Source organism: Janthinobacterium sp. FW305-128 (assembly GCF_020858135.1).
Classification (GTDB): Bacteria; Pseudomonadota; Gammaproteobacteria; order Burkholderiales; family Burkholderiaceae_D; genus Janthinobacterium.
In genome coordinates this window covers 379,932-391,719 of record NZ_JACYMK010000004.1, presented here as the reverse complement: position 1 = coordinate 391,719, position 11,788 = coordinate 379,932, and the positions used below count along the sequence as shown (strand labels likewise).

Sequence of the window (11,788 nt, the reverse complement as noted above, 5' to 3'; positions counted from 1 at the left end):
CTTTACCTCCGGTATGTGACGAACTGCGCATTTCGCGGCTTGAACGTCGATACGGCGCGACAGACGGCACGGCCGTCAGCGCTCCGCTTCCTGCATCCGGCCATTGCGGCCGGGACCGCCGCGCTCGTTGTTGCGCTCATTGTTGCGTTCACGCGGCGGATTGGGACGCTCGGCGCTGCGCGCCTCCTGAGCCGGACGGGCGGCAGGGGCTGGCATCGGCGGCGCAGGGCGCGGCTGTGCCACGGGCGGCGGCGCAGGCAGGGAGGGCGGCGGCGCCGTCTGCAGCACCTCGCGGCGGGGGCCACGCTCGGCGCGGGGCCAGTCGGCGCGGGGCCGCTCCTCACCACGCCAGCCGGGACGGGCCACATGGTCATGCACCGGTGGCAAGACCGGCATCGCCGGCATCACGGGCTGCGCCGGCATGGGTGGCTGCTGCGGCTGGGCCGGCACGGGCGGGCGGTTCGGCTGCATGGGATGCGGCGCCAGGTGCGTCTGGCCGTCGTCCGTCTGCAGGCGGCCAGGGCGGCTGCCCCAGTCGCGCCGGGGCTCCCGGTCGCCGCGCGGCGCCTCAACGGGACGCTGCCAGTTGCCGGCCGGTGCAGGCGCGGTGCTCAACGGCAAGCTTTGCATGACGGGCGGCGGCATGGTGGTGCGGTTGCGGCGCGGCACGTCGACCGTGCGCGCGCCGCCAAAACGTTCGCCCGGCAGCATCGTCATGCCTTCGCGCCGTTCGCGTTCGCCCGCCACGAAACGGCGGCCCTCGGCCACGCGGTTGATGCGGCGTTCATAGTCCGCGCTGGCGCGGTAGCCGGGCACGTAGTGGTCGTGCGGCGACAGGGGGAACCAGCCGATACCGGGCCCCGGCCGCTGGCCGTGCTGCTGCCAGTGGTTGCCGCCGACCCAGCCCACCAGGGCCGGCGCCCACGGCGCGCGCACGCGCTCGCGGCCCGGCGCCCAGCCCCAGCGGTGGCCCAGCAGCACCCAGCGGCCGTAGTGCGAGGGCGCATAGCCCCACGGCGCATTGTCGACCCAGGTCCAGCCCCACGGCGCGATCCACGTCCAGCGCCCGTCGCTGTACGGTGCCCAGCCGGCCGGCACGCTGCTCGGCAGCCACAGGGGCCCGTATTGCGCGTCTTCCTGCCAGGCGCCGTAGCGGTCCAGCTCTTCATAGCCGGTGGTATCGTCCGTGACATAGCGCAAGGCCGGCGCGGCGGCGGGCAAGGCTTCGGGCCAGTGGTCGAACGCCACGCGCTGCACGGCGCCCGTGCGCAATTCTTCGTCCGTCAACTCGGCGCGCTTGCCGGCACGCAAGGTCACGCTGCCCGTCGCGCCATCCACGTCGGCCGCGCCGTCGAGCACGCTGACGACGCTGGTGCCGGGCTGGCGTCCCGCCTCGATGCGCACCCAGCCCGGCTGGGTCAGGACCACGCGGGCCTGGGCCGTGGTCAGCTCGAAGCCGCGCAGCGCGTCCGGGTTGCGCACGCGCACGCTGACCGTGCCATAGCTGAGGTGCAATTTGAAACTGTCGTCATCGAGGTCGCTCACTTCCAGCTCGGAATCGCCATCGAGGCGCACGGCGGCCGCGCCCACGCGAAATTCGGCCAGCGCACCGCGCAGGGTGCTCAAGCGGTTATCCGTCGTGACGGGCCAGTTCAAGAGGGCGTTTTGCGCCTCGCCATCGCCGGCGCGCACCAGCACTTGCCCTTCGACGGTGGAAATGCGGCCCACGCGGGCGGGCGGGTCCTGCGCCAGGGCGAAGGTGCACGCCGACGACAGCAGCACGGCGCACACGGTGCGCAGGAAGGGGAGAGTCAGGGTCGGACGCATGGCAGCGCTCCAGGCAGGACTTACAGGGATGATTGCCACCGATTACATCCGCATTCGACGGACCTCGCAAGCGGGCTTACAAATGTTTGCATATTGACTTCGTTCAGGATGCCGCCTGGCTGCCCCGCTTGACGAAGAACAGGGCCGCGCCGACGGCCATCAGCAAGCCGCCAAAGAAGCGGTTCTGCTTTTTCACGGCGCGCGCATCGCGGAAAAAGCGCTGCATCGAGGAAGCCAGGAAGGCGTAGCTGTGCATGACGATCTGGTCGATCGTGCACATGGTGACGGCCAGGATCAGCAGCTGCGGCAGCAGCGGCGCTGCCGGGCTGATAAATTGCGGCAACACCGCCACCATGAAAATGATGCCTTTCGGATTCGTCACGTTGGTCAGAAAGCCCGTCAGCACGCGCCGGCCCATGGAAGGCACCACGGCGTCGGCATGCAGGTCGCCCGTGACGGCCACCTTGGCGCGCCATTGCGACAGGCCCAAATAGATCAGGTACAGGGCGCCCACCGTCTTGACGATATTGAACGCCACTTCCGAGGCCAGCAGCAGGGAACCGACGCCGGCGCCGGCGATGCCCAGCACCACCAGCAGTCCCAGCTGCAAGCCCAGAATCGTCGCGCTGGCCTTTTTCACCCCGTACGACAGGCCGTGCGACATCGACAGCACGGCGCCCGAGCCGGGCGAGACGGCGATGATGGAAGCGGCGATGACAAAGGTGATCCAGGTGGCGAAGTGCATGCGGTGTCCAAAAAATGGTGACGATGAGCAATTTTAACCCGGTCGGTGCGGCCTTGCCGGCCCGCCCTGAGGTAAGATCGCAGTCACACACTTCCTTGCCGTACAACCAAGAATAACATCATGAAAAACAACACTTTCCTCGCTCCACAATTTCCTGCCGCTACCGTGGGAGCGCGCTGAGATGGCCGGCTCCAGCCTGCTGGCCCTGCTCGACGACATCGCCAGCATCCTCGATGACGTTTCCCTGATGACCAAGGTGGCCGCCAAGAAGACGGCCGGCGTGCTCGGCGACGACCTGGCCCTGAACGCGCAGCAAGTGGCCGGCGTGCGCGCCGAGCGCGAACTGCCCGTCGTCTGGGCCGTCGCCGTCGGTTCGCTGAAGAACAAGGCCATCCTCGTGCCCGCCGCGCTGGCCATCAGCGCGTTTGCGCCGTGGGCCATCACGCCATTGCTGATGGTGGGCGGCGCCTACCTGTGCTTCGAAGGTTTCGAAAAGATTGCCCACAAGTATTTGCATCCGGACGACAGCCACAAGGCCGAGCTGGCGCAGGCGCTGCGCGACCCGCAGGTCGACCTCGTCGCCCTGGAAAAGGACAAGATCAAGGGCGCCATCCGCACCGACTTCATTTTGTCGGCGGAAATCATCGTCATCGCGCTGGGCACCGTGGCCGCGGCCACCTTTGCCGAGCAGGTGGCCGTCGTCGTCGGCATTGCCATCATCATGACGGTGGGCGTGTACGGCCTGGTGGCCGGCATCGTCAAGCTCGATGACGCGGGCTTTTATTTGTCCGCGCGCAAGGGTGCAGGCGCGCTGATGGATGGCGTGCGCGGCTTGGGCCGCATGCTCGTGTCGGCGGCGCCGAAACTGATGAAATTCCTGTCCGTCGTGGGCACGCTGGCCATGTTCATGGTCGGCGGCGGCATCCTGACGCACGGCTGGCCGTGGGCCAGCGCCATGCTGCACCATGCGGAAGAAGCGGTGGGCAGCGTGGCCGGCATCGGCCCCGTGCTGGCCGCCGTCACGCCCAGCCTGATCAACGCGGTGGCCGGCCTGATCGCCGGCGGCCTGGTGCTGGCAGGCGTCACCGCCGTGTCCGCTTTGTTGCGAATGATCAAGCCAAGCAAATAAACTTTCTGGTCTGATGAGGCGGCAGGCGCATCCGTGCCTGCCGCCCCGGCCATGCCGGCGGCGCCCGCTGCCCATGGAGACCTTATGCAGACTTCCCCCGCCCCACGCCCCAGCAGCGCCTTTATCGGCGCGTCCTGGGCGGCATTGCTGATCGGCATCGTCACTTACCTGTCCGGCCTGTGGAACGCCAGCATGGCCCTCAACGAGAAGGGCTATTACTTCACGATCCTCGTGTACGGCCTGTTCGCCGCCATCTCGCTGCAGAAATCCGTGCGCGACCGCGCCGAAGGCATCGCCGTGACGGGGATTTACTTTGGCCTGTGCTGGATTTCCGTGCTGCTGGCCTTGCTGTTATTGACTGTCGGCCTGTGGAACGCCACCCTGCAAAACAGCGAAAAAGGGTTCTATGCCATGGCGTTTTTACTCAGCCTTTTCGCCGCTGTGGCCGTGCAAAAGAACGTGCGCGACGTGGCGCGCGCCACGCCGCTCGCGCCGCAGGACGTGGCGGGAACTTAAACGCCACCGCCCCGTCTATCTCCGTATCCATGTCGGGAGGGGATGATGGGCGACCAGCAGAAACGTTTGCAGATGGCACTGGAGGCGGCGCACATGGCCATCTGGGATTCGCGCATCGTCGATGGCCAGGTCATCGACGGCACGGTCAGCTGGTCAGCCAAGGGCGCTGCCTTGCTGGGCCTGGAAGAACGCGCGCTGACGCAGCCATTTCGCGCCTTTCTCGACTGCGTGCACGCCAGCGACCGCGACAAGGTCATGACCGTGCTGCAGGACGGCGTGCGCCGGCGCGAAGGCTACGCCCTGCAATACCGCGTCGTCTGGCCCGACGGCAGCGAACATTGGCTGGCGGCCAAGGCGCAAATTTTCATGGATGCCGACGGGCATCCCGAACGCACCCTGGGCATTATCTGGGATATCACCGAGCACATGGAGCGCGAACTTCTGATCGCCGAAAGCAAGGAACTGGCCGAAGTGACGCTCAGCTCCATCGGCGATGGCGTCATCACCACCGATCCTCAGGGCAAGACGCGCTACCTGAACCGGGTGGCCGAGCAATTGACGGGCTGGAGCAACGAGCTGGCGCAGGGCCTGGACATCTGGGAAACCCTCAAGCTCGTCGATGAACACACGGGTGCGCCGCTCGAACACGTGGCCATCAAGTGCTTGCGCCAGCGCCAGGCCATCGGCATTTCCACGCATGCGCAGCTGGTCACGCGCGAAGGGCGGCATATCGCCGTGGAAGACTCGGCCGCGCCCATCTGGTCGCGCGACGGCGAGATCCTCGGTGCCGTCGTCGTGTTTCGCGACGTCAGCCACGAACGCAAGCTGAGCCAGCAGCTGTCGTGGCAAGCCACGCACGACGCCCTGACGGGCCTGATCAACCGGCGCGAATTCGAACATCTGGTGGCCGGCGCCCTGCACACGGCCAAGCAGGACGGCCACACGCATGCACTGCTGTACCTGGATCTGGACCAGTTCAAGGTCATCAACGACACCTGCGGCCACGGCGCCGGCGACGTGCTGCTGCAGCTGCTGGCCAAGATGCTGCAGGGGCGCATGCGCGACAGCGACATCCTGGCGCGCCTCGGCGGCGACGAACTGGGCGTGCTGCTGCCCCACTGCCCGCTCGACCATGCGCGGCAGATCGGCGAACAGCTGCGCCAGTCCATCCGCGATTTCCGCTTCGCCTGGGATAACCGCAGCTTCGAGCTGGGCGTGAGCATCGGCATCGTGGAAATCAACCAGGACAGCAAGTCCATGAGCGAGCTGCTAAGCGCTGCCGACCAGGCGTGCTACCTGGCCAAGGAGCAGGGCCGCAACCGCATCCATGTCTACCAGGAATCGGACGTCATGCTGGCGCAGCGGCACGGCGAAATGCTGTGGATTTCGCGTCTGAACGAAGCGTTCGCACACGATTATTTCCGCCTGTACGCCATGCCCATCGTGCACCTGCACGACCGCGAGGAACACCACGACGAAGTGCTGATCCGTATCCGCAACAGCAAGGGCGACCTGATACTGCCCGGCGCCTTCATTCCCGCCGCCGAACGCTACGACATGATGCTGCCCATCGACCGCTGGGTCATCCGCGCCGTCTGCGCGCATATCGAAAGCGTGCGCGACAGCCTGCCGCCGCTCGAGGCGCTGGCCGAAAGCCGGCGCCGCGCACCGGCCCTGTATTCCGTCAACCTGTCGGGCATGTCGCTGGCCGACACGGGCTTGCACGACTACATTACCGAGCAGTTCGTGCAATTCGCGATTGCGCCCGAGCAAATCTGTTTTGAAATCACGGAAACGGCCGTCATCGCCAACCTGCCCAAGGCGCAAGTATTCATGCGCCAGCTCAAGGCCATGGGCTGCCGCTTCTCGCTCGACGACTTCGGCAGCGGCTTTTCCTCGTTCGGCTACCTGAAGGCCCTGCCCGTCGACTATCTGAAGATCGACGGCGTCTTCGTGCGCGACATCGCCACCAACGCCATCAACCGCGCCATGGTCAAGGCCATCAATGAAGTGGGCCACGTGATGGGCCTGCAAACGGTGGCCGAATACGTGGAAGACGAAGCCACCCTGGCCGTCATCCGCGAGCTGGGCATCGACTATGCGCAAGGCTACGCCGTGGGCGGCTTGCGGCCGCTGACGGCGGGCGTGGATTAGCGGCCAGGCTTCAGAGCTCGCAGGCCGGCGCCGCCGCCACGCACTGCGCATCGGGAAACGCGCGCACGCGGTAGCGCACCGGGTAGCAATCGATTTGCTCCATCAGGCCGCCGCCGATGGCTTGCGCCTCGTCCCACGCCAGCAGCTTGCTACCGCTGCGCTCGCCATGCTCGTCGCGCACCTCGAGCGCCACGACATCGGTGCGCGGCAGCAAGGTATGCACGTCGCGGGCCCAGCTGCTCACGGAAACGACGCGCTCGCCCGGCTGCCGTTCGATCAGCAGGCAGCTGGCGACGAAGACATCTTCGCCCGTGCTCGTGTTGAGTTGCTCCCACTCTTCCTTCTGCTGGTTGTAGAGATCGGCGCGCACGATCGTCTGGAAACGCCGCAGCGCCGTGGCGACGGCCGCATCGGCCGGTTCGCAGGCGACGATTTTCCCATCCCGCACGCCATACAGGGCGGTCGAGACCTGCCGCCCCTCGTCGCGCGCCAGTTGGTCGGCCAGGGCCACCATGGCCAGCTGTCCCGCCGCATGGTGCGACGACGCCAGCAGGAAGCGACCGCGCGTGGGCACCATCACCAGCGGTTCGCCGCCTTCGCAGGCGCGGTACAGCAAGTCCGGCAGCAGCAGGCGCGAAGAATCATAGGCGTCGTTCCAGTCGCCCAGCAGCAAGCCGTTGCCCAACGCGACGAAACTGTGCGCCGTGCGGTCGCGCAAATTGTCCATGGCCGCCGCCAGCGCCTGTTCGAACGTCACGCCCCACTGCGCCAGCGTAGCCTGGCCGATGGTGGCCATATTCGCTTCCGTATCGTAGGCCAGCATGACGACCGCATCCTCGCTGAAGTCCTGGCAGGCAGTGGCAAATGCCGGACGCTGCGGCTCGGTCTGCGCCAGCAGGCGCAGATGGTCGCCCTGCCGGCGGCTGCGCAGTACGGGCATCAGGCTGGCGCGGGCGTCGGCAAAGCTGGATGGCACGCCGGGAGCCGAATAGATGCTCAGGTAGTGCTGCACGACGTGTGCACGCTGCTTGCGCGGCGCGGCGCAATAGTCGCGGTAGGCATTGTCCAGATTGAAAACATGCCCGTCGTCGCTGCCCGACACGATGCGAAACTGTTCCCGTTCATAGCGGCTGTCGGATGCCAGGCCATCCTGGCCGATCTGCCGCAGGACGATCTGCGCAAAGGCATCGCGCGAGGGAGGGCTGCGGAAAAAATCGAATAAACCCATGCGTCTCCTGAAAAGGACCGCTGCTCTGGAAAATAGTGCAGCTTAGCAAAAGAAATAGCCAATTTGGCACTATAAACGAAAAGCTGCCGGGACGAAATGGGACTGGCTTGAGAGCTGCGGCAAATTACCCGAGCCAATCTGGAGGATTTTGATCTACATCAATAAATTTGCGCAGGCGACTCCTTACACTGATCTCCATTCTTGCAATCGTGCAAGTCTTACTTACCAATTGCTCATTTAACCGACCAGGAAGCCGCGACCATGCGACAAAATTTGCCAGTGACTAACCGTGAAGTCCTCGTCCAGGACGACCAGGCCATCGTGTCGAAAACGGATATGAACGGCAATATCGTCTACGTGAATCCGTACTTCAGCCAGGTCAGCGGCTTCAGCGAGGCAGAGCTGCTCGGTTCGCCCCAGAACATCGTGCGCCACCCGGACATGCCGGCCGAGGCGTTTGCCGACCTGTGGGCGTCGATCCAGGCGGGCACGCCGTGGACGGGCCTGGTCAAGAACCGCTGCAAGAACGGCGATTTTTACTGGGTGCGCGCCAACGTCACGCCCATCCGCGAAGCGGGCAAGACCATCGGCTACATGTCGGTGCGCGTGAAGGCCGACAAGGACCAGGTCAAGGCGGCAGAGGAAGCCTACGCGGCCATCCGCAACAAGGAAGGCGGCAACATCGTCATCAAGCATGGCCAGATCGTGCGCCCGGGCCTGGCGCACCTGCTGCACAACCTGACGCACATGTCGCTCAACCTGCGCATCTGGGCCGCCACCTCCATCGTCAACTGCCTGCAGCTGCTGGTGTGCATCATCAGCCTGTTCGCCAGCGGCGGCAAGATCACCAATTACGCCATCTTCGGCGCTACCCTGTTCGGTTTCCTGATCAACGTCTTCCTCTGGTACACCTTGCGCATGTCCGTGCTCAAGCCGCTGGGCAAGGCCCTGAACGGCGCGCGGGCCATTGCCGCCGGCGACCTGTCGGGCAGTTTTGAAACGGACAGCACGGATGAAATGGGCCAGCTGCTGCGCGCCCTGCAACAGATGAACAGCAACCTGATCGCCACCATCCGCGACGTGCGCATCAACGTGGAAACCATGGCCGTGGCCACCAAGCAAATCGCCGTCGGCAATATGGACCTGTCGGGCCGTACGGAATCGCAGGCGGCCAGCCTGGAAGAGACGGCGTCGAGCATCGAGGAATTCTCGTCGACGGTGAAACAGAACGCGGACAACTCGGTGCAGGCGAATGAACTGGCCGTGGCCGCCTCGAAAGTGGCGGTGCAGGGCGGCGAGATCGTTTCCGAGGTCATCACCACCATGGACGACATCAACACCTCGTCGAAAAAGATCGTCGACATCATCGGCCTGATCGAAGGCATCGCCTTCCAGACCAACATCCTGGCCCTGAACGCGGCCGTGGAAGCGGCGCGCGCCGGCGAGCAGGGCAGGGGCTTTGCCGTGGTGGCGGGCGAAGTGCGCAACCTGGCGCAGCGCTCGTCCGTGGCGGCCAAGGACATCAAGCAGCTGATCGAAATTTCCGTCGGCAAGGTGGGCGCCGGCATGCTGCAGGTGAACCGCGCGGGCGCCACCATGGAGCAGGTGGTCAGCTCCGTCAAGCAGGTGACGGCGATCATGCAGGAAATTTCCATCGCCTCGCGCGAGCAGAGCATCGGCGTCGACCAGGTCAACCAGGCCATCGCCCACATGGATCAGGTGACGCAGCAGAACGCGGCCCTGGTGGAAGAAGCCGCCGCGGCCGCCACGCGCCTGGCGGAAGAAGCAGCCAGCCTGTCGCAAGCCGTGAGCCTGTTCAATTTCGGCAAGATGCCGCCACCGCGCCGCGTCGCCATGCCCGGCGGCAAGGGCGGCGCCGCGAACGCCGGCAAACCCGCCATGAAACGCCTGGCCGCCTAAACCTTTCAAGACATCAAAACACATCATGCCTACACTCCTCAGCAGTGCTTCCGCCGACCTGGACGCCGTCGTCGAATTCGACCCGGTCATCATCGGCAAGATGAGCCAGTCCGGCCCCCGCTACACGTCGTATCCGACCGCCGACCGTTTCAGTGCCGACTTTGGCTACGGCAATTTCCTCGAAGCGCTGGCCGCCCTGCGCATGCGCGGCGGCCGACGTCCGCTGTCGCTGTACGTGCACGTGCCGTTCTGCGACACCCTGTGCTACTACTGCGCCTGCAACAAGATCATCACGAAAGACCGCAGCAAGGCCGCCACCTACCTCAGCTACCTGAAACAGGAAATCGCCATGCAGGGCAAGCTGTTTGCCGGCATGAACCAGATCGAGCAATTGCACTTCGGCGGCGGCACGCCCACCTACCTGAGCGAAAAGCAGATGGACGAACTGATGGCGCACCTGCGCCAGCATTTCGAGTTCGCGTCCGATGAAGACGGCGAATATTCGATCGAGATCGACCCGCGCACCGTGTCGCGCGAGCGCGTGTTTTCCCTGCGCGCGCAAGGCTTTAATCGCATCAGCCTGGGCGTGCAGGATTTCGACGCGGACGTGCAAAAAGCCGTCAACCGCATCCAGCCGGAAGCGGAAACGGTGGCCATCATGCAAGCGGCGCGCGACGCCGGTTTCCGCTCGATCAGCATCGACCTGATCTACGGCCTGCCCAAGCAAAACCTGGACACGATGACGGAAACCTTGCGCAAGGTGATCAACGCCAGCCCCGACCGCATCGCCCTGTACCACTACGCGCACATGCCGCACCTGTTCAAGCCGCAGCGCCGCATCCTCGACGCCGACATGCCCGACAGCGCCACCAAGCTGGCCATGCTGGGCCTGTGCATCGCGCGCCTGACCGCCGCCGGCTATGTCTACATCGGCATGGACCATTTCGCCAAGCCGACGGACGACCTGGCCGTGGCGCAGCGCCAGGGCCGCTTGCACCGCAATTTCCAGGGCTATTCCACGCGCGCGGAAGCGGACCTGATCGCCTGCGGCGTGTCGGCCATCAGTTCCGTCGGCGCCGTCTACAGCCAGAATGAAAAGACGCTCGACGCGTACTATGAAAAGCTCGACGAAGGCGTGCTGCCGATCGCGCGCGGCATCAAGCTCGATACGGACGATTTATTACGCCGTATCATCATCCAGATGCTGATGTGCAATTTCGAATTGTCGATCGCCACCATCGAGCAGGCGCACCCCGTGAAATTCCGCAGCTACTTCGCCACGGAACTGGAAAAGCTGCGCGAACTGGCGCGTGGCGGCTTGCTCGTCATCGAGGAAGACTGGCTGACGGTGACGCCGAAAGGGCGCTTGCTGATCCGCAATATCTGCATGGTTTTCGACCGCTACCTGACCATGGCGCGCGCCAACGCGGCGCCGGACGCGGTGCAGCCGCTGCGCTACTCGAAAACGGTGTAACACCGCCCGATGGACGCCCTCAGCCTCGTGCCCATGTTCCTGGTCGGCCTGGCCGGCAGCGTGCACTGCATCGGCATGTGCGGCGGCATCGTGGGCGCCCTGTCGATCAGCGGCGGTGCCGCTCCCGCGCCAGCGCGCCCGGTGATCGCCATCGCCGTGGCGCGCCCGGCATTGCAGACAACCGTGCAGGCCAATGTGCTGCGCGTGCTGGCCTACAACGGCGGGCGCATAGGCAGCTACATGCTGGCCGGCGCCCTGGCCGGCAGCCTTGCCGGCGCGGGCATGCTGCACATGGCGTCACTGCAAGTGGCCGGCTACTGGCTGGCCAACCTGATGCTGGTGGCGTTGGGCCTGTACCTGATGGATGCCTGGCGCGGCCTGGCCCGCCTGGAAGCGGCGGGCAACGTCGTCTGGCGCCGCGTGCGCCCCCTGCTGAAACCGCTGATGCCCATGGATACCCCTCTAAAAGCGCTGGCCGTGGGCGGCCTGTGGGGCTGGGTGCCGTGCGGCATGGTCTACAGCGCGCTGCTGACGGCCATGATGCAAGGCTCGGCCCTGAGCGGCGCGGCCACGATGGCCGCCTTCGGCCTGGGCACCCTGCCCACGTTGCTGGGCATGGGCTTGCTGGGCACGCGCCTGCGCGCACAGATGCAGCGCCGCCCCGTGCGCATCGCCAGCGGCTTGCTGGTGCTGGGCTTTGGCTTGCTGGGCCTGCTGCGCGCCGCGAATGGCGTCTCGCTGGGCTGGCTCGACGCCCTGTGCGTCACGGGCCATCCATGAAAAGACGCATGAAAA

Annotated in this window: 9 protein-coding genes; 6 read left to right on the top strand and 3 right to left on the bottom strand. The window is 65.6% G+C overall.

The genetic code is table 11. From position 1 onward, the window contains the following. Window positions 1-75 precede the first annotated feature (75 nt). Window positions 76-1,827, bottom strand: a complete 1,752-nt coding sequence (locus IGS60_RS11655; RefSeq protein ID WP_230504442.1) for a FecR family protein — start codon at window positions 1,825-1,827, stop codon at window positions 76-78. Between the two features lie 103 nt (window positions 1,828-1,930). After that, window positions 1,931-2,572, bottom strand: coding sequence for a LysE family transporter (locus IGS60_RS11650; protein ID WP_070223237.1), 642 nt, complete (start codon window positions 2,570-2,572; stop codon window positions 1,931-1,933). 181 nt (window positions 2,573-2,753) lie between these two features. Between IGS60_RS11650 and IGS60_RS11645 the strand changes: the two genes are divergently transcribed. The 3 genes from IGS60_RS11645 (at window position 2,754) to IGS60_RS11635 (ending at window position 6,371) form a co-directional block, all read left to right on the top strand. After that, window positions 2,754-3,701, top strand: a complete 948-nt coding sequence (locus IGS60_RS11645; protein WP_121670757.1) for a DUF808 domain-containing protein — start codon at window positions 2,754-2,756, stop codon at window positions 3,699-3,701. Between the two features lie 84 nt (window positions 3,702-3,785). Then, entirely contained in the window at window positions 3,786-4,217 is a 432-nt protein-coding gene (yiaA, locus tag IGS60_RS11640; protein WP_230504440.1) for an inner membrane protein YiaA, read from the top strand. 42 nt (window positions 4,218-4,259) lie between these two features. Further along, entirely contained in the window at window positions 4,260-6,371 is a 2,112-nt protein-coding gene (locus tag IGS60_RS11635; RefSeq protein WP_230504438.1) for an EAL domain-containing protein, read from the top strand. Window positions 6,372-6,381: 10 nt separating this feature from the next. On the opposite strand, the gene IGS60_RS11630 is transcribed toward IGS60_RS11635, so the two are convergent. Beyond that, window positions 6,382-7,599: a hypothetical protein gene (locus IGS60_RS11630; protein WP_070288952.1), complete on the bottom strand. Its 1,218-nt coding sequence runs from the start codon at window positions 7,597-7,599 to the stop codon at window positions 6,382-6,384. Window positions 7,600-7,860: 261 nt separating this feature from the next. Between IGS60_RS11630 and IGS60_RS11625 the strand changes: the two genes are divergently transcribed. The 3 genes from IGS60_RS11625 to IGS60_RS11615 are packed head-to-tail and all read left to right on the top strand — an operon-like array spanning window position 7,861 to window position 11,773. Then, the gene (locus tag IGS60_RS11625; RefSeq protein ID WP_070223242.1) at window positions 7,861-9,519 is read left to right on the top strand and encodes a PAS domain-containing methyl-accepting chemotaxis protein; all 1,659 of its coding nucleotides are present in this window, start codon (window positions 7,861-7,863) and stop codon (window positions 9,517-9,519) included. A 25-nt stretch (window positions 9,520-9,544) separates the two neighbouring features. Beyond that, entirely contained in the window at window positions 9,545-10,993 is a 1,449-nt protein-coding gene (gene hemN, locus IGS60_RS11620) for an oxygen-independent coproporphyrinogen III oxidase (RefSeq protein WP_230504436.1), read from the top strand. Between the two features lie 9 nt (window positions 10,994-11,002). Then, entirely contained in the window at window positions 11,003-11,773 is a 771-nt protein-coding gene (locus IGS60_RS11615; RefSeq protein ID WP_230504434.1) for a sulfite exporter TauE/SafE family protein, read from the top strand. The last annotated feature ends 15 nt before the right edge of the window (window positions 11,774-11,788 follow it).

Bases quoted from the DNA above. Each gene is read 5' to 3' on its own strand.
- IGS60_RS11655 (WP_230504442.1), bottom strand. From the start codon at position 1,827: ATGCGTCCGACCCTGACTCTCCCCTTCCTGCGCACCGTGTGCGCCGTG.
- IGS60_RS11650 (WP_070223237.1), bottom strand. From the start codon at position 2,572: ATGCACTTCGCCACCTGGATCACCTTTGTCATCGCCGCTTCCATCATC.
- IGS60_RS11645 (WP_121670757.1), top strand. From the start codon at position 2,754: ATGGCCGGCTCCAGCCTGCTGGCCCTGCTCGACGACATCGCCAGCATC.
- yiaA (WP_230504440.1), top strand. From the start codon at position 3,786: ATGCAGACTTCCCCCGCCCCACGCCCCAGCAGCGCCTTTATCGGCGCG.
- IGS60_RS11635 (WP_230504438.1), top strand. From the start codon at position 4,260: ATGATGGGCGACCAGCAGAAACGTTTGCAGATGGCACTGGAGGCGGCG.
- IGS60_RS11630 (WP_070288952.1), bottom strand. From the start codon at position 7,599: ATGGGTTTATTCGATTTTTTCCGCAGCCCTCCCTCGCGCGATGCCTTT.
- IGS60_RS11625 (WP_070223242.1), top strand. From the start codon at position 7,861: ATGCGACAAAATTTGCCAGTGACTAACCGTGAAGTCCTCGTCCAGGAC.
- hemN (WP_230504436.1), top strand. From the start codon at position 9,545: ATGCCTACACTCCTCAGCAGTGCTTCCGCCGACCTGGACGCCGTCGTC.
- IGS60_RS11615 (WP_230504434.1), top strand. From the start codon at position 11,003: ATGGACGCCCTCAGCCTCGTGCCCATGTTCCTGGTCGGCCTGGCCGGC.